Source organism: Corynebacterium sp. UBA4397, assembly GCF_002390965.1.
In the GTDB taxonomy this organism is placed as follows: Bacteria; Actinomycetota; Actinomycetes; order Mycobacteriales; family Mycobacteriaceae; genus Corynebacterium; species Corynebacterium flavescens.
Map to the genome: position 1 here is coordinate 1 of NZ_DGRD01000041.1, position 22,105 is coordinate 22,105.

At 59.3% G+C, this 22,105-nt stretch carries 23 protein-coding genes; 7 read left to right on the forward strand and 16 right to left on the reverse strand.

Annotated features, from left to right (window positions below; translation table 11 throughout):
- Positions 1-348: 348 nt before the first annotated feature.
- Positions 349-507 (reverse strand): hypothetical protein, encoded by a 159-nt coding sequence (locus tag B2696_RS08855; RefSeq protein ID WP_286955039.1) that lies wholly within the window; start codon positions 505-507, stop codon positions 349-351.
- Between the two features lie 336 nt (positions 508-843).
- On the opposite strand from B2696_RS08855, the gene B2696_RS08860 reads away from it, so the two are divergent.
- Positions 844-1,113 (forward strand): hypothetical protein, encoded by a 270-nt coding sequence (locus B2696_RS08860; protein ID WP_075730213.1) that lies wholly within the window; start codon positions 844-846, stop codon positions 1,111-1,113.
- 21 nt (positions 1,114-1,134) lie between these two features.
- Here B2696_RS08860 and dnaG read toward each other — a convergent pair whose 3' ends face one another.
- The gene (gene dnaG, locus B2696_RS08865; RefSeq protein ID WP_286955040.1) at positions 1,135-3,063 is read right to left on the reverse strand and encodes a DNA primase; all 1,929 of its coding nucleotides are present in this window, start codon (positions 3,061-3,063) and stop codon (positions 1,135-1,137) included.
- Between the two features lie 101 nt (positions 3,064-3,164).
- Between dnaG and B2696_RS08870 the strand changes: the two genes are divergently transcribed.
- From B2696_RS08870 to B2696_RS08880, 3 genes are all read left to right on the forward strand, one after another.
- Positions 3,165-3,689, forward strand: coding sequence for a ribonuclease domain-containing protein (locus tag B2696_RS08870; RefSeq protein WP_286955041.1), 525 nt, complete (start codon positions 3,165-3,167; stop codon positions 3,687-3,689).
- Positions 3,690-3,740: 51 nt separating this feature from the next.
- A complete protein-coding gene (locus B2696_RS08875; protein WP_286955042.1) occupies positions 3,741-3,974 on the forward strand; it encodes a hypothetical protein in 234 nt (77 codons plus the stop codon).
- Between the two features lie 162 nt (positions 3,975-4,136).
- Entirely contained in the window at positions 4,137-5,150 is a 1,014-nt protein-coding gene (locus B2696_RS08880; protein ID WP_075730217.1) for a hypothetical protein, read from the forward strand.
- Between the two features lie 59 nt (positions 5,151-5,209).
- Here B2696_RS08880 and B2696_RS08885 read toward each other — a convergent pair whose 3' ends face one another.
- Positions 5,210-6,505 (reverse strand): deoxyguanosinetriphosphate triphosphohydrolase, encoded by a 1,296-nt coding sequence (locus tag B2696_RS08885; protein ID WP_276621647.1) that lies wholly within the window; start codon positions 6,503-6,505, stop codon positions 5,210-5,212.
- Between the two features lie 464 nt (positions 6,506-6,969).
- Entirely contained in the window at positions 6,970-7,569 is a 600-nt protein-coding gene (locus B2696_RS08890) for a YdcF family protein (RefSeq protein ID WP_286955043.1), read from the reverse strand.
- Between the two features lie 39 nt (positions 7,570-7,608).
- On the opposite strand from B2696_RS08890, the gene B2696_RS08895 reads away from it, so the two are divergent.
- The gene (locus B2696_RS08895; RefSeq protein WP_286955044.1) at positions 7,609-9,618 is read left to right on the forward strand and encodes a TPM domain-containing protein; all 2,010 of its coding nucleotides are present in this window, start codon (positions 7,609-7,611) and stop codon (positions 9,616-9,618) included.
- Positions 9,619-9,655: 37 nt separating this feature from the next.
- On the opposite strand, the gene B2696_RS08900 is transcribed toward B2696_RS08895, so the two are convergent.
- Genes B2696_RS08900 through B2696_RS08910 form a run of 3 tightly spaced genes read right to left on the reverse strand, consistent with a single transcriptional unit; the run spans position 9,656 to position 12,141 of the window.
- The gene (locus B2696_RS08900; RefSeq protein WP_286955045.1) at positions 9,656-10,240 is read right to left on the reverse strand and encodes a hypothetical protein; all 585 of its coding nucleotides are present in this window, start codon (positions 10,238-10,240) and stop codon (positions 9,656-9,658) included.
- Positions 10,241-10,245: 5 nt separating this feature from the next.
- Positions 10,246-10,761, reverse strand: a complete 516-nt coding sequence (locus B2696_RS08905) for a hypothetical protein (protein WP_307722796.1) — start codon at positions 10,759-10,761, stop codon at positions 10,246-10,248.
- Positions 10,762-12,141: a glycine--tRNA ligase gene (locus B2696_RS08910; RefSeq protein WP_286955046.1), complete on the reverse strand. Its 1,380-nt coding sequence runs from the start codon at positions 12,139-12,141 to the stop codon at positions 10,762-10,764.
- A gap of 238 nt (positions 12,142-12,379) precedes the next feature.
- Here B2696_RS08910 and B2696_RS08915 point away from each other — a divergent pair, with 238 nt between their 5' ends.
- A complete protein-coding gene (locus tag B2696_RS08915; RefSeq protein WP_373862528.1) occupies positions 12,380-12,682 on the forward strand; it encodes an ArsR/SmtB family transcription factor in 303 nt (100 codons plus the stop codon).
- 80 nt (positions 12,683-12,762) lie between these two features.
- Positions 12,763-13,185, forward strand: a complete 423-nt coding sequence (locus B2696_RS08920) for a Fur family transcriptional regulator (protein WP_286955047.1) — start codon at positions 12,763-12,765, stop codon at positions 13,183-13,185.
- A gap of 31 nt (positions 13,186-13,216) precedes the next feature.
- On the opposite strand, the gene B2696_RS08925 is transcribed toward B2696_RS08920, so the two are convergent.
- The 9 genes from B2696_RS08925 to dnaJ form a co-directional block, all read right to left on the reverse strand.
- On the reverse strand, positions 13,217-13,978 hold the full coding sequence (locus B2696_RS08925) for an isoprenyl transferase (RefSeq protein ID WP_075730222.1): 762 nt from the start codon (positions 13,976-13,978) through the stop codon (positions 13,217-13,219).
- A gap of 19 nt (positions 13,979-13,997) precedes the next feature.
- A complete protein-coding gene (recO, locus tag B2696_RS08930; RefSeq protein ID WP_276621638.1) occupies positions 13,998-14,714 on the reverse strand; it encodes a DNA repair protein RecO in 717 nt (238 codons plus the stop codon).
- A gap of 3 nt (positions 14,715-14,717) precedes the next feature.
- Complete coding sequence (gene era, locus B2696_RS08935) at positions 14,718-15,734, reverse strand: GTPase Era (protein WP_075730224.1); 1,017 nt, start codon at positions 15,732-15,734, stop codon at positions 14,718-14,720.
- Positions 15,735-15,813: 79 nt separating this feature from the next.
- A complete protein-coding gene (pdxY, locus tag B2696_RS08940) occupies positions 15,814-16,662 on the reverse strand; it encodes a pyridoxal kinase PdxY (protein ID WP_286955048.1) in 849 nt (282 codons plus the stop codon).
- A 49-nt stretch (positions 16,663-16,711) separates the two neighbouring features.
- Positions 16,712-18,349: a CTP synthase gene (locus B2696_RS08945; RefSeq protein WP_286955054.1), complete on the reverse strand. Its 1,638-nt coding sequence runs from the start codon at positions 18,347-18,349 to the stop codon at positions 16,712-16,714.
- A gap of 167 nt (positions 18,350-18,516) precedes the next feature.
- Positions 18,517-19,131, reverse strand: a complete 615-nt coding sequence (gene ybeY / locus B2696_RS08950; RefSeq protein ID WP_075730227.1) for an rRNA maturation RNase YbeY — start codon at positions 19,129-19,131, stop codon at positions 18,517-18,519.
- Between the two features lie 3 nt (positions 19,132-19,134).
- Complete coding sequence (locus tag B2696_RS08955) at positions 19,135-20,115, reverse strand: PhoH family protein (protein ID WP_286955049.1); 981 nt, start codon at positions 20,113-20,115, stop codon at positions 19,135-19,137.
- A gap of 9 nt (positions 20,116-20,124) precedes the next feature.
- Complete coding sequence (locus B2696_RS08960) at positions 20,125-20,850, reverse strand: 16S rRNA (uracil(1498)-N(3))-methyltransferase (protein ID WP_075730229.1); 726 nt, start codon at positions 20,848-20,850, stop codon at positions 20,125-20,127.
- Positions 20,851-20,913: 63 nt separating this feature from the next.
- Positions 20,914-22,056, reverse strand: coding sequence for a molecular chaperone DnaJ (dnaJ, locus tag B2696_RS08965; RefSeq protein ID WP_276621632.1), 1,143 nt, complete (start codon positions 22,054-22,056; stop codon positions 20,914-20,916).
- Positions 22,057-22,105 lie beyond the last annotated feature (49 nt).

Sequence of the window (22,105 nt, forward strand, 5' to 3'; positions counted from 1 at the left end):
ACCACTCAAAAGGACTTGACCGTAGAGCTCGACGAATACGTCGCAGAGATCGCTAGCGGATACATAAGCTCATTCCATCTGACCGGGATTGACGCATCAATTCTCGCGTCTGCATCGATTTACGAAGCACGTCATTTGTGCACAACAGATACCCAACTCCTGAACGTCGGGGATAAAGTGCCTGGCGTCTCAGTGGAGCGTCCATCATACCCAAGTACCATCCTTTGACTGATTCTCGGATTTCTTTCACTCACTACCAGTGATAGAGAACTACCCCAAAACGCGGAAAAGTCTCCACTAGCCGGAGTGCCTAGTCAGGGTCAGCTTTGACCGCTTCCGATGCGTCTTCTAGACGCTATGGGTGAGTGCCCAGGCGGGTTGCGCGAAGCTCTCTTCTCTTTCGACGGAATTGAAAGTAACGGCCGTGAATACGACTATGCTGAACTGGCTTGCTTCTGCGGAGGCTCCAGTGTCCACGGACAGCTTAGGCGGGGCTATCTGCGACATTGAGTGTTAGACCACTGATGCAACAGGCTACTCAGTGCTGAAGGTAGTGGATTCTTGGCTCAAAGGCGGGGTGCTGCGAACTGAGGACGTGGAACTCTGAGAGAGGCTCGCCGTTAGCAACGCGGCCATCGCAATAGCGGCCGACGTCGCATGACAAAGACGAGATTCTTGTTCCACCATTTCAAACTATCGTCTCCACAGCGCAGAGAAAAGAGCGCATTGACAGAAAAGGTTCAGACCACCCCTGTCCTTCACACCCACGGCCCGCAAAGTTGAAACGGGTAGTATTAAACCCAAGCAATTTTCAAGCACTCCGTCGAGGGGAGACCATCACCCATGATCCAGTTCGTTGTCGGCGCCGCCGCTGGTTATATCTTTGGCACCAAGGCAGGCCGCAAACGCTATCACCAGATCAAGGGCGCCTACGAGAAGGCGATCAACTCCCCCGTTGCCAAGAATGCCGTCAACGCCACGCGCAAAGCCGTGGCCAACCGGCTCGACCCGGAACCGCGCATGCGCGAGATCAAAGATGTTTCGGCCAAGAAGAATTCCCGCGGGACGGTAAACCCTAATCCAGACCGCATCTACGAGCCCGACGAGGACTAGTTCTCCCCCCGTCCTTGCAGGTTAGGCCGTCCCAGGGGCTCCGGGCGTTCCGCGGAAAGCGCGGTCGTTGAGGTCGCGGCGTGCTTGCTCAAGGGCGACGAGATCAGCAAAGAGGGAGTTGTAGCTCTCCTCATTATCCGAAGGCCGCATGCGCCCCAACTCAGCTTTGAGCTGCGCAATCTGGTCCCCCACGCGGGTCTCCTGCAGGCGGGAGAATACGGAATCCGCATAAGTCTCCCAGTCCGTATCCGTGGGCAGGATCTGCTCCACTGCTAGCTCAGAGACGAAGTTCCTTCCGGTGAGATCGCGCATCTCCCCCGCCACTGCGGCTATCCAATCCACATTGGACATCGTTGCTCCTGCGGTGGCTCCGCCTACAGCGGCGATAGCGTGGCGCACGATGCGATAGGCCTCATTGGTATAGGCATCCTCAGCGATTCCATCGAAGTAGGAGCTGGCCACCTGTGGATATTGCAATGCGAGCTTCAACGCCTCCCGCTGTGGCCACAGATAAGTCTCTTTCGGGCTCGGCGGGTGAATCATCGGCACGTCTTGTTGCGCCGGCTGCGGGGTGGTGTCGAAACGATTAAAGCGCGGCTTTTCCTGCTTGCGCGGCTTTCTTGCCTCCTCGCGCACCTGCTGCAGGACTTCTTCTGGGTTGGGCCAGCCCACCCAACCGGCGAGGCGGCGCGCATACTCGCGTTGCAAGGGCGCATCACGGATCTGCGCCACGACCGGAACTGCTCTGCGCAATGCCTGGAGGCGGCCTTCCGGAGTATCGATTCGATACTCAGAAATGACGGATTGGATAACGAACTCGAACATTGGGATGCGGTCCGCCACGAGGTCGCGCACAGCGACGTCGCCACGCGCGAGGCGCAGGTCACACGGATCCATGCCGTCGGGGGCAACGGAGACGAAGGATTGACCCGTGAAGGCCTGTTCGCCTTGGAATGCGCGCAAGGCTGCCTTTTGCCCTGCCTCATCGCCGTCGAAGGTATAGATGAGCTCACCGTTGAAATAAGAATCATCGAGCATCAACCGGCGCAGGATCTGCAGGTGCTCAGAGCCGAAGGCGGTGCCGCAGCTAGCGACGGCAGTTTTAACGCCGGCGGCATACATCGCCATGACGTCCGTGTATCCCTCAACGACCACGGCCTGGTGCGCCTCGGCAATATTGCGCTTGGCAAGGTCGAGTCCGAATAGCACCTTCGATTTATGGTAGAGCATGGTGTCCGGCGTGTTCATGTACTTGCCGAGCTTGTCATCCTCAAAAAGCTTGCGGGCACCGAAACCGATGACGTTGCCGGAAAGATCCTTGATGGGCCACAGGACTCGGCGGTGAAAGCGATCAATCGGTCCGCGCTTGCCCATCTTAGAAATGCCCGCCGCCTCTAGCTCTTCGAAGGAAAAGCCCATGCGCAAAAGGTACTTGGTGGCAGTGTCCCAGCCCTCGGGTGCATAGCCGCACTCAAAGTCGTAGATGATCTCTTTGGAAAAGCCCCTGTCCAGAAGGAAATCTCGCGCGGGCGCTGCCTGCGGGGTCTCCAGCTGCTTCCGGTAGAACTCGTGCGCGGCTTTGTTCGCCGCGATAAGGCGCTGGCGCGTGCCCGGCTTCTCGTTGCGGGCTCCCGTGGTGCCGCCCTGGTAGTTAACGTGGTAGCCAATTTTTTGGGCTACCGCCTCTACCGCCTCGGGGAAAGTGACTTGTTCCATCTCCATGAGGAAGTTGAATACATCGCCACCCTTGCCCGTGGAAAAGCAGTGATAATAGCCTCGTTGAGGTCGAACGTGAAAAGAAGGGGTCTTCTCGTCCTTGAAGGGTGATAGCCCTTTCAACGAGTCGTAACCAGCCGGCTTGAGCTGGACGTATTCGCCCACGATCTCTTCGATAGGCGCGCGTTCACGGATAGCTTGGATATCGCTCTCCGGGATTCTGCCTTTTGCCATGAGTTAGAGATTACCGCGCGCGCTTCGCCGGCGCGGCATCGCCAAGCACCGCAGTGTTAGTTAGATTTCCAGTTTGGGCTCAGGGCTGGGAGGATAAAGGAATGGCACAATCCCGCAGTCCTCGAAAGTCGGTGCCTGCCGCCATCGGCGCCGCTGTGCTCGTCCTTGTCGGCGGCTACTTCGGCATCGACTTCGCCACCGATTCCGGCGCGAAGTCGGCATCTGAGGCTTCTTCCTCCGCCACCGCGATCACTGCGTCATCACCAGCACACAAACCTAGTACCGCGCGCAGCCCTAAGACGGAGCCAACCGCCGCTGGAGGATTCCCCTCCTGCCCGCTGTCTTCTTTGCCTGCTCAAGCGGAGAACACCGCAGCCGATATCCTCGCCGGTGGCCCCTTTGAGCACCCCGATAATGACAACGTTCGCTTTGGAAACTACGAGGGAACCCTTCCCCGACAGGCGCGGAACTACTACCGCGAATACACCGTGGACACCCCAGGAATTAACCACCGCGGTGCCAAAAGGATAGTTACCGGCGGCGGAACCGAAACTGATCCCGAGGTCTGGTATTACACCGATGACCACTATGAATCCTTTTGCGCGATTCCCGACGCCGAGTATTAACACCCACCCCGCTCACCCCTCCCCGTGGCACCATTGATTAAGGCACTACTTATGCAACGCATTCTCCTGACAGAACCCATACGCAGCAAAGAGGGGTTCTATGCCGCCTTGGGACGCGTGCGCGGATGCGCCAACGCTACGCCACGCAACCTCGATGCATTAGCTGATTTCCTACGCGAAAACCATGTCAAGGTCATCGTGGCCGCAGACTTGTTGTTGGATCCGGCCGATTACGCCGCTATCGGCCTAGTTCTGCGTGACCTTTCCATCCGTCTCGTGCGCTAGGGCATCTACAAGACTAGGACCTATACAAAACTGCCGACAAGCCGCCTGTATTAGCAGGCAGTGTGGCTATTCGCTGTGTAACATACGAAACATGCGGAACAGATCCAGCTCTAACCTGCTGGTTTTCTCCGGATCTATCCACCAGCGAAAAGAGGATTGCTCATGGCGTTTTGGAACAAGAAGAATAAACCCGTTGTAGACCAGACCACCGCAGAGGCGGTTGATCCCGCTCTTTTCGTTTCCGGGGCCTTGCGTGGAGCGCTGCTAAGCTTGGGTAAGGACTTCCTTATGGAGGACACCGGTTCCGTCTTTGTCCTGGAGTACCCAGATGCCAAGATTCGCTTTAGCGTCAACCGCGGCGCACCCGTTGTTCAATCCCAAATCGAGCTGACCAAGCCGCTGCCAACGGACCAGCTCACGGATCTGGTGGTTCTAGCCAATGATCTCAACCGCGATCCCATCTTCGGGTCGGTCGACCCCATGCACGGGCCCGAGGGAGCCGTGGTGCAGGCACAGAATGCACTGCTTTACTCCGAGGGAGTGACCCTAGAACAGGTGCGTGATTTCGTTGAAATCGTGACTTCGCACGTTGCTCCGCGCCTATGCGCGCATGTCGTAGACACTTTTGGGATAGATTGCGATCCACAGCAGTTCAGCACGCAGGCACAGTCTCCAGATCCGCAGGTGATGGAGACCATCGAGGAATCCGTCATTGCCCCGCCTTATGTTCTTTCCTCGGCGGCGACTACCCCAGTTACGCTCGAGCGCATCGTAGCCAGCCCCGCTGTTAGCGATCTGGAGCTCAGTGAAGTCCCGAAGGAGAAGCTGCCCGAGTTCGTGGCCTCCTCCAAAGACATGGAGCGCTGCCTTTCTTTCGAGTATCAATCATTGCCCATGTTCCTCGCGCTGAGCCAAAGCCAAGCCAGCGTCTTCGTGGAAGCCTCCATGCCTGCCCATGATGCGTTGAAGTACATCATTGCGCTCAGCGAGTTCTCCACCAGCAAGGCGCTTATCAAGGCCTCCTTTGCAGACGACAAGACCTTAGTGACTGGGACCTTCTACACCGCTGGTGGGCTTAGCGATGGCCAACTGGACGGGCGCCTCGACGCCGTAATCAACCAGGCAATTCACGGGATCAACGAGGCTTTCGCCCTCGCGCACCAGAGCAACGAATAGGCTCAGGCAGCGCTGGGGACTATAGGCCCATATAGGAACCTATATGGGCCTAAATGAACCTAGTCGAGGAATCCGGTTAACTCGGCGCTGCGGTGGGCCAAACGCTCAAGGCGCGATTCCGTCATCGAGGCAATCTGATCGATGATGACACGTTGGCGCTCGGTGTCGCTCTCAGCGCGCCTCCACCAACCGGCAAACATGGCGTCGAGAGAACCGGGCGCTCCCGCCGAAAGGTAGTCATAAACGCGGAAGATCCTTTCCCTCTGCCGGTCTTGGCGCCGCAAGTGCGCTGGCTCATCCATGACGTAGAGGACCGCAATGGTTTTTAGGAGTTTTACCTCTGCCCGCGCAAGCTCTGGCACATAAAGCTGCCCCTTCTCCCGCCCGAGCTCCCCTGCGGCGATGAGGTCTGCATTTCCTTCCTCAGTGGCCTTGATGGTCGCGCCGACGTAGCGCCCCACCAACTCCGAGGTCATCTTCTTCAAAGTGGCATAGGAGCGCAGGCTGTAGTCAAAAGAGCCTATCGCGTTAATAACGTCGAGCCTGCGCAGGGAATCCGCGGCCTCTAGCAGCTCGCTGGCACTTCCCCCGAAGGCCCGCGCGCCTTTCTCAGCCAGATTGGCAAGCTCCACTAAGTCCCAGAGCACATTGAGGGAAATACGGCGGGAGATGATCCCGTCCTCGACGTCATGCACGGAATAGGCCACGTCATCGGACCAGTCCATGACCTGAGCTTCCATTGGAGGCCAAGAGTCATCATGGCCTGCGCGCACCCAATCCAAGATATGGGCATCAGCGTCATAGCAACCGTACTTCCGGTTGGTCGTACCATCCGGGTCGGTCTTTATCCGCGGATACTTGCAAGCAGCATCGAGCGCCGCACGAGTGAGATTAAGCCCAAAAGACTCCTCGTCATCGCCGACAACCTTGGGCTCTAAGAAGGTAAGAATGCGCAGCGTCTGGGCGTTTCCCTCGAATCCTCCACAATCTTGCGCCAGCTCGTTGAGCGCTGTTTCACCGTTATGCCCATAGGGCGGATGCCCAATATCGTGCGTGAGCCCTGCCATGTCACAGAGATCTGGGTCTACTCCTAGCCCACTACCAATCCCCCGTGCTATTTGGCCTACCTCTAGGGAGTGGGTCAAACGGGTGCGCGGAGTGTCCCCATCCCGGGGGCCGACGACCTGAGTTTTATCCGCCAAACGCCGGAACGCTGCGGAGTGGAGGACCCTAGCTCGGTCACGGGCGAAGGCGCCGCGTTGTTCTTCGACCGCTACAAATGCAGAACCTTTGGGGCTTTCATCGAAGCGCCGAGCGAAGTCCGCCGCGCGGTAGGTATAAGTCACCCTTGACATTTTAGTCGCGCTGCGCCAAGCACCGAGAAGGAACTTGAAGTGTTTCTAGAAAATATGGGGTATAGCACGAAAATGAGCAAACTTGCAGGCCTAATTTAACAGAAAAGTCCCTCCCGCTTCCCATGAAAGGAACCGTGAGGGACGTAATCAAGCTTGTAGCTAAGCTACACAACCATTCGGCAATTTACTAGCCGAAGAAGGCGGAGGACAGGCCGTCAACGCCAGCGAACAGGGTGTTGATACCGTACTGCAGGAAGTCGAGAACGTACTCGATGGTGTTGGTAACTACGTCAATCATGTGATTGTCCTTTCAAAGGGGGAATAACTCTTACAAGAAACACCATAACAGAACGGTCACGGAGAAAAAACTCATGCGGTGTTGGTATTGGTCTACACCCGCCTATTCTCTAGACCAAAACTAGCGTGACCAGTGCTTTTCGCGGAATGGTACTTTTTTACAAATTCTAACTTTTCTTACGGAGTTGCGTGTGTCGAAGCTTTCGCGAGGGCCTAATCCAGCCCTCGATATAGTGCAGGAAACTACGCAGCTTTCGCGCGGTCTCGGCGGAGAATACGTGCCCTGCTGCTAACACCACCATGCCGCCGCCCTCATGCGCGAGATAACGCCACCACGCCGCCTGCTGCGGGGTGTATGTGAAATCTTTTACCCCTACCACTCGGGCGCTAAAGCCGAGTTCCCGAGCAATGAGATAGGTCCGCAACCGGTGCAGTGGGTCGGTGACAATGACGACGTTCCGGAAGGGATGGGCCTCTCGCACCGCTTCGAGAGAGCCGCGGGTATCCGAGCCGTTGGTCACGGCGTAAACGTTCCGGGGCGGACGTCGCCTAGCGCCGCCTCCGGATTCTTGTTGCAAAGCGTCGTCCAGGTAGGTCTTGCCCACCTCGGCTTCGGTGAAGCGATCGCCGGGAAGTTTTCCGCCCACGGTAACGATGGGGCACTCAGCAGGGACACGCAATGCCTCCTCAAGGCGCGCACGCAGGATCCGTGAGGGCCGACCGTCGTACTGTGCGGCCCCAAGAACGACAACTGCTTCGGGTTTCATCTCTCCCAGCTTATGCCCGTCGGCGGTATCGTGGTGGGCATGAATACACGCTCCCGCGCCGCTTCGCGTATCGGCCGCGCCGCCATTGCGGCCCTGTTTTTTGGATTAGCCACCGCCTCACCCGCCCTTGCCGCAACGGCACCCGCCCAAATGGTGGCTGCTCCCGCCCCGGCAAGTATCTCCGCCCGCGTCACCGACGAGGTCGGCGCCCTTACTCCCAGCGATAAGGCGCAGTTAGAGGACAAGATTAAGCAACTGCAGTCAGACAAGGGAGAGCTCCTCTATATCCTCTTCGTTGGGGATACGGGCACCAATAGCACCACTTATGCGGAGAACATCGTTAGCGCACGCGGCGATAACACCGCTGCCTATGTCGTGGACGTGGCTGCTAGGCAAACCGGCGCGGCGGCTGGAACGCGTTTTAGTTCGGCCTCTGCTGGAGACCTAGACAATGCCGCACAAAGCTACTTGGCCAATGATGACTGGGCTGGAGCTGCCAACGCCGTGGTCGATACCGCAACCTCTGGGGCCGCAGGCTCAGGTTCGGGCGCCGGCTGGCTCGTCGGCGGGGCCGGTGCAGTCGCCGTGGCCGGCGGCGGTATCTGGGCGGCCACCCGCCGCAAGTCCAAGGCCCAGGCAACCCAGACGCTGGAGGCCGCACGCGAGATTGCTCCAAGTGACACCCAAAGCCTCGACCGGCTCCCCGTCGAGACGCTAGATGCCTTGGCACGCGAGGAGCTTGTCTCCGCGGATGAATCCATCCGGCGCGGCAAAGAAGAGTTGAAGATCGCCATCTCCGAGTTTGGCCCTGAGCGCACCCGCGCATTTACCAAGGCCATGAATCACTCCACCACCACCTTGCAGCGAGCCTTTTCCCTGCGCCAGCGCCTCGATGACGCCATCCCGGAGTCCCCCGCCGAAAGGCGTAGCATGCTCGTGGAGATCATCTCCTCCTGCGGGCAAGCAGATGACGCGCTCGACCAACAAGCGCAGGAGTTCGCCAAGATGCGAGATCTCCTCATCAACGCACCCCAGAAGCTGGATGAGCTTACCCAGCGCACCGTGGACCTGCGGGCGCGGTTGCCCCACGCCCAAGAGACGTTGCAGACACTCACCTCCCACTACCCAGCGGAAGTCTTGTCCTCCATCGCAGACAATGCGGAGATGGCAGAGGTCTCCTTGAACGAGGCCGAGAAGTCCGTCTCCAGTGGCCGTGAGCTGGCCGCAGCACCGGCGGGCCAACAAGGCGGCCTCGTCGCGGCTATCCGCGACGGTGAGCACGCCATCGAGATCGCAGACCGTCTGCTCAGCGGCATCGAAAATGCAGAGACCAATATCGCCGCGGCCAATGCCAACCTAGCGAGCCTCATCACCGAAATCGAGGAGGAGATCTCCGAGGCCCAGCAGCTGGAGGCACAGGGCAAGTCTCAAGGAACAAAGGCCGATTGGGACAGCCTCGAGGAATTGCTTGCTCGCGCACACACCGCAGTTGAATCCGCCCGCGCCGAGGGCACACAAGATCCCTTGGGCAGCTATAGCTCGCTGATGGCCATTGACACCGAGCTCGATGATCGCCTCGACCGAGTGCGCGAGAAAACCTCTTCTCATGCCCGCCAAATCGCTCTTTTCAAGCAGCAGATCTCGGTAGCGGAATCCAATATTCAGGCCGCAGACGATCTCATCTCCTCGCGCGGGCGCATCATTGGTTCTGGTGCCCGTACCGCCTTGGCCGATGCCAAGCACCTCCACGCCGAGGCCCTTCACCTTGAGCGCAGTGATATTCGTGCGGCTCAAGACTCCGCACGCAGGTCCGTCAACGCTGCCCAAACCGCGCTTAAACGAGCTAAGGACGACATCGACAATTATCGTCGCCGGCAGATGCAGCAACGCGGTGCCTCGACCGCGGGCAATATCGTCACTGGCATGGTGCTGGGCCAGATCCTCGGCGGAGGTGGCCACGGTGGTGGATTCGGAGGCGGATTTGGCGGCGGCGGCTTCGGTGGAGGCGGCGGCGGCTTCGGCGGCTCCAGCCAGGGCAGCGCCTTCTAGGCCCCGTGCGGACTGCTCTAGGTCTCCTACGCTTGTCTTAGCCGCGGACAATGCGCGGCGAAGCATCGAGCAGATAGCAGCTATAGCTGAGTACTATCGCGTCGAGCAGGGGGATATCGCGGTGGAAACTCACCCGCAGATCCCCGTTGAATCGGGGCTCGGTGTCAAACAGTGCGTTAGTAGACAATACCGCGCCGTTTCGTTGCTCGGTTGCTTCCGCAACTGCGCCAACGATAGTGCGCATGCGCTTTAGGGGTGTGCTCCTCTTAAGAAGATAGAAGCGCTCCTCCACCGCCATTATGGGGTCCTTGCTGTCGGCGCAGCGAGCGCGAAGGGTAGCTACGCTGAGCCCTGCTTGACGCACCTCGCACGTAAAGCCCTCTGGGCCTGTGGCTCGCAGGTAGAAGCGGGAGGCGCTGGGGCTATCGAGAGAGCTTAATAATTCCAGTTCGGAGCCGTCGGTCAGGGCCGAGCCGGAAGTTACATTCAGGCGCTGGGCTGTGACGGCGGCTAGGGTTTGCCCAGCATCACCGTAAAGCGTGCCTGAGTGCCACTTCCACTGGGCACTCGGTTGTGCGCCGGATGCACCCGGCTGCTCTCCCAGTGGCCCCTGCCCCGCCACGGACATCAGAATACGAACAGGGCCAAGACCGCAACGATGGACATCAAGACCAAGGTCGCAATGATTGCCACGGACTTGCTCTTAGTGTTGGCCTCGAGGATAAGCCGACTAAACCAGCTCAGCGCGATGATTTCAACGTCACTGAGGTCCTTGTAGTCCTCATCGAATTCGAGGATGGATTCGCGCACGCCAGAGTTCTTCGACGAGAACTGGGCAACCTTGGACTCATCGACGTCCTCGATGATCCAGTTTCCACCATTCTCGTTGAGGAAGGTAAAGGTGCGCCCATCAAGGGAAGCCTCGAGACGCTTGTCCCGCCCCAGGTTTCCCGCAATGCGCATAACCCGGCCGTCCTCGAGCGTGGCTGAGGCACCAAGGTCTTTGGTGACGTCTAGGCGCCAATGAGTGCCGGAGATCTCGGCGGAGTTCCCGGAGAAACGGCCATAAGCTGCCGGCCCGCCCTCCTTGACTAGGACGAGGGTCTCCCTGTCGGTACGGTCCCAACTGGTGTAGCTAATCATCTAGCAACCAATCAGACGCGCGGCGAGGTAGGCCTCCAGATCAGCAATCGGGACGCGCTCCTGTTCCATGGTGTCGCGCTCTCGAACGGTGACGGCGTTGTCCTCGAGGGACTCGAAGTCGAAGGTGACGCAGAACGGGGTTCCCACCTCGTCCTGGCGACGATAGCGGCGACCGATGGCGCCGGAGACGTCGAAGTCCACGTTCCAGTTCTGGCGCAGCTTCTGTGCGATCTCCTTCGCGGGGACCGATAGCTCGTCCTTCTTCGACAGCGGGAGCACCGCCACCTTGACCGGTGCGAGGCGGCGGTCAAGACGCAGTACCACGCGAGTATCGGTGCCGCCCTTGGAGTTGGGAACCTCTTCCTCGTGATAAGCGTCAACGAGGAAAGCCATCATGGAACGTCCTAGGCCTGCGGCAGGCTCGATGACGTAGGGCACCCAGCGCTCGCCGGTGGTCTGGTCGAAGTAGGAAAGATCCTCGCCGGAACCCTTGGCATGGACAGTGAGATCGTAGTCGGTGCGGTTAGCCACACCCTCGAGCTCGCCCCACTTGGAGCCGGTGAAGCCAAAGGCATACTCCACGTCAACGGTGCGCTTGGAGTAGTGCGAGAGCTTTTCTTTGGGGTGCTCATAGAGGCGAAGGTTCTCTGGCTTGATGCCCAGATCGACGTACCAGTTATAACGGTCATCGATCCAGTACTGGTGCCATTCCTCGTCCTCTCCTGGCTTAACAAAGAACTCCATTTCCATCTGCTCGAACTCGCGCGTACGGAAGATGAAGTTACCCGGCGTGATTTCATTGCGGAAGGACTTACCAATGTTGGCGATGCCAAAAGGTGGCTTCAAACGCGCAGAAGTCATGACGTTCTTGAAGTTGACGAAGATGCCCTGAGCGGTCTCTGGGCGCAGGTAGTGCAGCCCCTCCTTGTCATCGACCGGGCCTAGGTAGGTCTTGAGCAGGCCGGAGAAAGCCTTGGGCTCGGTCCAGTTGCCGGGCTGACCGGTAACCGGATCGTTGATGTCAGCCAGACCATTCTCCGGTGCGTGACCGTGCTTTTCCTCATAGGCCTCAAGCAGATGATCCGCGCGGTAGCGCTTGTGGGTGTAGAGGGATTCCACGAGCGGGTCAGTGAATACCTCAACGTGACCGGAGGACACCCATACCTGGCGCGGCTGGATAACCGAGGTATCCACGCCCACCACGTCATCGCGTGACTGCACCATGTGGCGCCACCACTGGCGCTTGATGTTTTCTTTCAGCTCCACACCCAAGGGGCCGTAGTCCCAGGCCGAGCGCGAACCGCCGTAGATTTCACCTGCCTGATAAACCAAGCCACGACGCTTACACAGGTTGACAACGGTATCGATGACGGACGCCATTTTTCCAAGGACTCCTCTGGTAGGGGACAGTCTTTCAACAAAAAGTTTCTACAGTTTCCGCATTATTCCCACGTGCGGCGCAGGCGCCGCGGGCATGCAACGCACACAAGTCTAGCTTGCGCTTAAAGGCCGCGGGCGCCGAGGTCTCCAAAGTGACGTGGCCCACCACAATTCCCGTTATTGAGGTTTTAAGGTATGCTCGAAATATCTACCGGACAACAGGTATTAAAATACGAAGGTGATAACCGTGTCTCTAACAAAACTGGCGTTCAATGCCCAAGCTGCCGCAAAGGTCATAGGAGCTTTGGACTCTCCTCTCCGCATCGCCATCATCACTCTCCTTGCAGAACGCGACCACTTCGTCCACGAGCTCGTTGCCGCGACTGGCAAATCCCAGCCGCTTATCAGCCAGCACCTCCGTGTGCTCAAGCAAGCAGGAATTGTTGATTCCAAGCGCTCTGGACGCGAGGTAACCTACATCCTCATCGCCCCTTGCGTGCTGGGACTGCTTGCCGACGCCGCCTCGGTGCTGGAGCGATAAAGCTCCAGCAACAGCGTTCCCGAACGTTCCTAAACGTTCCTGAAAAACGTTATTGGTAGTGGATTGGTAACATGGTCTACATGGCCATCCATGACAGCATACCCAAACTCGGCTCTCGGAACACCAAGCAGCGTGCCGCCGTGGTCGAAGTTTTAAGGGACATGGACAACTTTGCCTCGGCAAAAGAAATCCACAACCAGCTCCTCGATCGCCAACAAAAGGTGGGGTTGACCACCGTCTATCGCGCCCTGCAGTCTTTGGCGGATATTGCCGCTGTTGACGCACTACACATGCCCTCCGGGGAAACCCTCTATCGGCATTGTGAATCCAGCCACCATCACCATCACCTGGTATGCACCAAGTGCGGGCGCACTGAAGAAATTGACGGCGGACCCATCGAGAAATGGGCCTCATCTGTGGCCAAGCAATATAACTTTGAGCTCACCGGGCATGACGCAGAAATCTTCGGGGTCTGCGCCCAGTGCCGCGCGGCTAATCGTTAGCTGCCTCCTTCAAGCCTCCCTCACCACGCTGCTACTTGGTGCCGCCGAAACGCCGGTCGCGGCGCGCGTACTCCTCGACTGCAGCGAAGAGATCCTCCGGACCAAAGTCTGGGAAGAGCTTGTCTTGGTACACCATCTCCGCGTAGGCCGACTGCCACAGCAGGAAATTTGAGGTCCGCTTTTCCCCACTGGGGCGCAAGAAGAGGTCGACGTCTGGCATCTGCGGGTCATACATATAAGCACTCAGCATCGACTCAGAAATCTCCTCCGGTCGCACTTTCCCGCTCGCTACTTGCTGAGCGAGGGAACGCACACCGTCAACGATCTCTGCGCGCCCCCCGTAGTTGACGCACATCACCAGAGTCATCGCGGTGTTGTCTCTAGTTAGCTCTTCCGCCTTCTCCAGCTCCTTGAGGACCGAGCGCCACAGCCGCGGGCGGCGTCCCGCCCACACGACGCGCACTCCCCTCTCGTTGAGCCACTCGCGCTGGCGGCGCAACACATCGCGGTTAAAGCCCATAAGGAAACGCACCTCATCGGGGGTGCGCCGCCAGTTTTCGGTGGAGAAGGCATAGGCGGACAGATAAGGAATGCCCATGGCGAGGCAGGCATCCACGACCTCAAGGAGCACCGCCTCTCCCCTCTTGTGCCCTTGAGTACGCGGCATCCCGCGCTCTTGGGCCCAGCGCCCGTTGCCGTCCATGACGAGGGCGATATGGCGCGGCAGAAACTCAGCCGGAATCTGTGGAGGGTGGAGAACTCGGTTTCGATCTGGGGTAATCACGCGCTTCATCTTAATGCCCCGCCGAGTTTTATTGATCCATGACCGAGAGTGCGGTGACCTTCCTCTCGATATGCCACTGCAGATGAGCCCGAATCAGGCGATGAGCCTGCGCCGCCTGTTCCGGGGTAGGCTGCGTCTTTTCGTCGTACGCCAGCAACCACATGTGATGCAGGGTCTCCGGATCCACCTCGGCCGCTCCCGGTGGCCGGCAGCGATGGCACGCAGCGCCGCCCACAGCCGGGTGAAAGGCGTGATGCGGACCCGGCCGCTGGCATTGGGCGCAATCAAAGAGGCTCGGGGCCCAGCCAGCATGTGCCATTGCACGTAACAAGAATCCATCGAGAACGTGCAGAGGATCTTCCTCCTGGATGCGACGCAGGGCGGCGGTCACTGCCTCGTAGAGATAGGGATCCTTATCCGCGTCGGCGAAAGCGAGGCGCTCGGCTGATTCTAGTGCGGCGCAGGCAGCAGTGTAGCGCTCGTAGTCCTCGATTATCTTGGCGCCATAATAGTTCACGGTATCGGCCTGCGAAATCGTTGCCAGATTGCGCCCCGGATACAGCTGAACATCCAAATCCACGAAGTGCTGGAGCCGCGAACCGAAGCGAGACTTGGCGCGACGTACGCCCTTGGCTACACCGCGCACGAGTCCGTGGTTCTTGGTCAACAACACGATGACGCGGTCGGCCTCCCCGAAGTCATAGGTGCGGATAACCACGGCGCGATCCCGGTATGACTCCCGCATAGCTTAAAAGCCTAGACGCCCCAGGAACTTCGGGTCAGATTGCCAGTTCTTCAGCACCTTGATACGCAGGTCGAGATACACGTTCTGCCCGAGCAGCAAGATGATCTCCTTGCGGGCGGTGCCGACGATGCGCTTGAAGCGGCGCCCGTCTTTGCCTTCGAGGATGCGCTTTTGGCCAGGGCGTTCGACGTACAAGATGGCGTGGACCTCCAGCACTCCCGGGCGAGTCTCGCTCGGGAGCATCTCATCGACCTCGACAGCAACTGAGTGCGGCAGCTCGTCCTTGAGGCCCGAGAGAGCTGATTCACGGATAAGCTCCGCGATCCGCTTCTCCTGCTGCTCATCAGTGACGTGATCTTCCGGGTAGAACTTCGGCCCCTCCGGCAGGTGGTCAACGATGACCTGAAGCAGCTCATCGAGCTGCACATGCTCGGTAGCAGAGACTGGAATGACCACTGCCTCCGGGTTTTCCTCACTGAGCAGAGAATGCAACTCGAGCAGCTGCGCTCCCACTTGATCCTTGCTGGCCTTATCCAGTTTGGTAACGATGCCGATGATGGGAGTGCGCGGGGCTACCTTGCGCAGGTTCTCGAGGATCCATCGATCGCCAGGGCCAATCTTTTCATCAGCCGGAACGGTAAACCCGATGACATCAACGTCGGCATAAGTATCCTTGACCACCTCATTGAGGCGCTCACCGAGTAGGGTGCGCGGGCGGTGCAGGCCAGGCGTATCAACCACGATGACCTGGGCGTCTTCGCGGTGCACGATACCGCGGATGGGATGGCGCGTAGTCTCCGGCTGGTCAGCGGTAATGGCAATCTTGTGCCCTACCAGCGCGTTAGTCAGCGTGGACTTGCCGGTGTTGGGCCGGCCCACGAAGGAGACGAACCCGGAGCGAAAGCCCTCCGGGATCTCGGTGAAAGCGGAGTAGTCCCCCGCAGCCGGGTCACCTGCGGGGGGTTGTTCAGACTCGTCAGGCATGGCGGCCTCGAATTGTGCATCTATATCGGAACTCATTGCTCAATATCATAGCCCACGAGTGAACTCTTCCTTGCATGTTCATGCACGAGAGACGAACACCACCCCGCACAAGCTTCTAGAGCTCTTCGACGGAGAACTGCATACGCGGATGCGCGAACACTTCCTGGGACTCGACGAGCAGAAGCTCGCGCGACTCCGCCTCGAAAGTATTTGACAGCAAGTCATAGACAGAGGATGCCGTGCGCTGCAGGGCCACCTTGACGCTGTTGGTCTCCAGGTAGTGCCCGGTGAAGAGTGCCGCAGTGACATCTCCGGAGCCATTGCGCTTGAAGGGCAGGAACGGGGTGGCCACGAGGTAGGCGCGGTCTCCGTCCACCGCGAGCATCTCAATGACATCATCTGCAGTCTCTGGCCTCTTCACGGAGGTAACCAGCACGGTCTTCGGTCCGATGTCCTGCGCAGCCTTGACCGCGGCCAGAGTCTGCTCAAGAGTTTCGACAGGGTGGCCGGTGAGGTAGCCCAGCTCAAACTGATTCGGGGTGATGATATCGGCGACTGGAACCACCTTATCCCGCAGCAGCGGCGGGATTTCATCGGAGACGAAGCAGCCAGACTTGGCGTTACCCATCACCGGATCGCAGGCATAGAGCGCCTCTGGGTTGACGTCCTTGATGCGCCGAACGGCATCAACAATAGCGCCGGCAATATCCGGGCCGCCCTGGTAACCAGAGAGAATTCCGTCGATCTGTCCAAATACTCCGCGGCGCTCGATGCCGTCGATGATGCTCGTGACCTCGCTCGCCGGAACCATCATTCCGCCCCAGTCACCGTAGCCGGTGTGGTTGGAAAAATTGACGGTGTGCACCGGCCATACCTCGTGGCCGGCACGCTGCAGCGGAAAGACCGCGGCGGAGTTTCCCACGTGCCCATAAGAGACGTGGGACTGGATAGATAGAATATTCATGAAACCTATCTTGCTACTGATAAGGCGGGCGCGCCAAAAAACGTGGAAATTACTTGTTGAGGGCGGCGCCTACAAGGCCGTCGAAAAGCGGGTGCGGACGCGTGGGGCGCGACTTGTACTCCGGGTGTGCCTGCGTAGCCACCATATAAGGATGGACCTCGCGGGGGTACTCCGCGAACTCAACGAGCTCACCATTGGGCGAGGTGCCGGAGAACACCAGGCCGGAACCCTCACTGATCTGCGCACAGTAGGTGTTGTTGACCTCATAGCGGTGACGGTGGCGCTCGGAGACCTCAGTCTTGCCATAGGCCTCGGCGACCACGGTTCCCTGCTGCAAAGACGCGGGATAAGCGCCTAGACGCATGGTCCCGCCCAGGTCTGCCTCGCCTGTGACGGCCGCCTTTTGCTCCTCCATGGTGGCAATAACCGGCGCGGATGTCTCGGGGTCAAACTCGGTAGAGGAGGCATCTGCGATGCCGGCGCGACGCGCGGCTTCAAGGACCATGCACTGCAGCCCCAAGCACAGCCCCAGGAAGGGAATCTTATTCTCCCTGGCATAGGTGATGGCTCCGATCTTGCCCTCGATGCCGCGCACCCCGAAGCCGCCGGGAACGATGATTGCGTCACAGCCGCGCAGTGCGCCAGCCGCGTCATCCTCGCATTCGTCGGAGGCGATCCAGCGAATAATCGCCTTGGCGTTATGGGCAAAGGCTGCGTGGCGGGCGGCCTCGGCCACGGAGAGATATGCATCAGGCAAGTCAATATACTTGCCCACGATGGCCACGGTGACCTCACGCTGTGGGTGGTGAACGCGATCGAGCAGCTCGCCCCACTGGGTCCAATCCACATCGCGGAAAGGCAGCCCTAGCTTGCGGATGACGAAGGTATCGAGGTGCTCGCGGTAGAGGACCTCAGGGATGTCGTAGATGGAAGGAGAATCGGGGCAGGAGGTAACGCCCTCCTCCTCGATGTCACACATCAAGGCAATCTTGGTCTTCAGCGGCTGCGGAACCTCGCGGTCACAGCGTAGAACCACGGCGTCTGGCACGATACCAATTGAACGCAGCTCGGCCACCGAGTGCTGGGTGGGCTTGGTTTTGAGCTCTCCGGAGGGAGCCAGGTAAGGAACCAAGGAACAGTGGATGAAAAAGATATTTTCCCGGCCCACGGCATGACGCACCTGGCGGGCGGCTTCGAGGAAAGGTTGGGACTCAATGTCTCCGACGGTGCCGCCAATCTCAGAAATGACGACGTCCGGTACATTTCCTTCAGCATCAGCTTCAGCCATGGCAAGGACACGAGCCTTGATCTCATCCGTGATGTGCGGGATGACCTGGACGGTCTTACCCAGGAACTCGCCGCGCCTTTCTTTGGCGATGACGGAGGAATAGACCTTACCGGTGGTCACGTTGGCGTTCTTGGTTAGATTGCGGTCAAGAAAACGCTCGTAGTGCCCGAGGTCGAGGTCAGTTTCGGCGCCGTCCTCGGTGACAAAGACCTCGCCGTGCTCGAAGGGGTTCATCGTGCCCGGATCGACGTTGAGATAAGGATCGAGCTTCTGCATGGTCACGGAGAGCCCGCGGGAGATAAGGAGCTGGCCAAGCGACGCCGCCGTTAGCCCCTTCCCCAAGGAGGAGACGACTCCTCCGGTGACGAAAATAAACTTGGTCTGACGCGAGGTGGTCATAGTGGGCCTTCCTAGGCGGCCCTGCGAGGCAGGCGTATAAAACGCGAAAATCCGCAGGAACATGTGCAATTACCTACGGGCTTCCATGATAACACGTATGTCAACATGCAACCAATTGTGCAATAGAAAATGCGCAATAAAACTGGGTGAGCCTCGGGCGAGGGGACTTAAGAGTTTTCCTCGGGTTTCGCTGGCTCTCCCACCGCCGGAATGCCACCGCCAGGGACCTGCTTATCGAGGTCCGCGCGCTCGGCGGCATCCGGAAAGGCCTTGGGACCACTGGGCTTAGGGTGAAAGCTCACGCCCCGCTCGGCGAGGTTGTCATACCAATCAGCCAACAACTCGTTCTGCAGGCTGAACATCTCCTTCTCCTCTGCGGGAGTGGTGTGGTCATAGCCCAAAAGATGCAGGCAGCCGTGCACCGTCAGCAGTGCCAGCTCGTGCCCCAAGGAGTGTCCCGCCGCCTGCGCTTGGCGCAGGGCGAACTCGGGGCACAACACGATATCCCCCAACATGGCCGGTCCGGGATCGGCGGCATCTGGGCGCGGGGTCAAAGCCCCCGGAGTGATCTCATCCATGGGAAAGCTCATCACATCCGTCGGCCCCTCCAGATCCATCCACCGCACGTGCAAGTCTGCGATGGTCTGGAGGTCTACTGCGGTAATCGTGCATTCCGCATCGGGGTTGATGTCCATGGCGCCGAAGGCGAATGAGGCGACATCGATAAGCATCTCTTCGTTGACACCATCGAAGCCGGACTCGTTGATGAACTCTATAGACATTTTCTACTGCTCTTTCTCGTACTTGGCGGCTTTGCGCTCATCGAAGCTCTCGTAGGCATTAACGATGTGGCCGACGAGCTGGTGACGCACCACATCCTCCGCGCGTAGATCTGCGAAGTAAATATCGGGGACCCCATCGAGGATATGGCGCACCAGTCGCAGCCCGGAGACCTGCCCACTCGGCAGGTCGACCTGCGAGATATCACCGGTGACCACGATCTTGGAGCCGAAGCCCAGGCGCGTCAAGAACATCTTCATCTGCGCCGGGGTGGTGTTTTGGGCCTCGTCAAGGATGACGAAGGCGTCATTGAGCGTGCGTCCACGCATATAGGCCAAGGGGGCGACCTCGATGATGCCCGCCTCCATCAACTTTGGAATCATCTCCGAATCAAGCATGTCACGCAAGGCGTCATACAAGGGGCGCAGGTAAGGATCGATCTTGTCATTGAGGGTGCCTGGCAAGAAGCCAAGCTTCTCCCCTGCCTCGACCGCAGGACGGGTCAAGATGATGCGGGAAACCTGCTTGGACTGCAAGGCCTGGACCGCCTTGGCCACGGCGAGATAGGTCTTACCTGAGCCGGCCGGACCAACGCCGAAGACCACCGTATTATCGTCAATGGCCTGAACATATTCGGACTGACCGACGGTCTTGGGGCGAATGGTCTTGCCACGGCGCGAGACAATATCGGCCGCCAAGGCTGCGGCGACGGATTGAGGCGCCTCGACTGCAATGAAATCAAGCGTGTGCTTGACGGTCTCCGGATTAACGGCATGACCACGGCGAGCCACGGCTTCTAGCTCCTCCAGAAGCTTGCTGGCTCGCGCCACCTCATAATCCGGGCCCGTCACCGTGACGGTGGTGCCGCGCGCAAATACGTCAGCGTCGAGCACATTATTGATTACGCGCAGGTTCTCATCCGCGTTGCCCAAGACGGTGGCAAGGTAGGCGGAGTCGAGTTCCAGTTTTTTGGTGATTATAGGCACGTACTCAGGCTACCAGCGTGGCGTGCGCATTCCGATGGCGGCAAGCGCAACCATAGCTGCGCTGGCGGTGCGCAAGACCTCGGGGCCCAGTTTGATGGGCTGCGCGGGCAGCTTAGCCAACTCATCTGCCCCGATTCCCCCCTCCGGACCAACGAGAATATAGACGGTTCCTTGCAAGGGCACGTCCCGGATGGAGGCCGTGGCTTCCTCATGGAGAACATAGGCGCAGCTGCCGGAAATCTCCTGTGCCAGCTGCGCTGTGCTCAAGGGTCCGCGCACCTGCGGAATCCTCGCCCTACGTGACTGCTTCGCAGCCGCCACGGCGCTCGCCTGCCACTTGGCTAGCGCCTTGGCAGCTTTCTTTGGATCTGCCCACTTGGCCACGCAGCGCTCTGCTTGCCAAGCAATGATCTCATCGGCACCCGACTGCGTGGCCAAGTCCACCGCGAGCTCGGCTCGCTCCGACTTGGGAATGGCTTGAACAACTACCACCCGCGGCTGCGGCTCGCGGGCCTGCGCCACGGAGTCTGCCACGGCGCTAAGGCCATCCTTTCCCGTGGTCGCGGTGACGGTGGCCTCAACGATGCTCCCAGTGCCGTCGATAAGCTTGAGGCGCTCGCCCGGTTCCAGACGCTTGACGGTCACTGCATGCCGAGCTTCAGCCCCCTCGAGGGTGACCTGCTGGCCCATCTCAACACGCGAGAGGTCAGGGTGGATAAATACCGGGAGAGACATGGCGGCCAAATCCTCAGGGTTGCTGGCGGGTGCTGACGAGTTCTAATGGGGGTTTGAGCGGTTCTAACGGTTACGGAAGCGGTCCCGGATACGCGAGAAGAAGGACTCTTCCTGTCCGTCACCGCTGCGACGCACACGGGTATCCTCGCCGCGCGAATCCCGGATCTTGAGCAGAAGCTCTCGGGTGCGCTTGTCCATCTCCTGCGGGACAACCACATCGACGTGCGCGAAGAGGTTTCCAAAACCATCGGTGCGCAGCCGCGGCATGCCGTGGCCTGTAACCTCGATGGACTCGCCCGGCTGCGTGCCCGGCGCGATGTCGATGGTGAGCTCCTCGCCGTCGAGCTGCTCGATGTCGAAGCTCGTGCCCAAGGCTGCGTCCACCATGGGAACACGCACGGTGAGGTGCAGATCATCCGCATTGCGCTCAAATACCGCGTGCGCCTGCGTGTGGACCTCGACAAAGAGATCGCCGGCCGGACCGCCACCGTGGCCCACCTCGCCCTGGGAGGCCATGCGGATGCGCATCCCATCGCCGATTCCGGCGGGAATGGTCACTGTAATATCGCGGCGCTTCTTAACACGGCCATCGCCGCCACACTGCTTGCAGGGATCGGTGATGATCTCCCCGAAACCCTGACACCGCGGACAAGGGCGGCTGGTCATAACGTTGCCGAGGAAGCTGCGCTGCATCTCTTGGATCTCACCAGCACCCCCACAGGTGGGGCAACCAACCGGCTTAGCCTGCGACTCCGAACCCGTACCCGCGCAGTGATCACAGATAACGGCGGTATCGACGGTAACGACTTTCTGCACACCGGAATAGGCCTCTTCCAAGGAAATGGACGTGCGCAACAGGGCATCATTGCCCGGTTGGACGCGTGAGCGCGGGCCACGGGAGGCACCGCCGCCGAAGAACTCGGCGAAGATATCCCCGAGGCCGCCCCCTGCAAAACCGCCGAAGTCCGCACCGCCACCGCCGCGCTGCTCCATGGGATCTCCACCCATATCCACCACGCGGCGCTTTTGCGGGTCAAGCAGGATCTCTTGCGCTAGCGATACCTCGCGGAAGCTCTCGGCGGCTTCCTCGTCCCCCGGGTTAACATCCGGGTGGAACTTGCGGGCTAGCTTGCGATAAGCCTTCTTAATTTCCGAGTCCGAGGCGGACTTATCGATACCGAGAATGCCGTAATAATCACGAGCCACTTTAAGAAATATTCCTTCTCACTAGTCAGTTGGGTCTTCTGATTTGAAC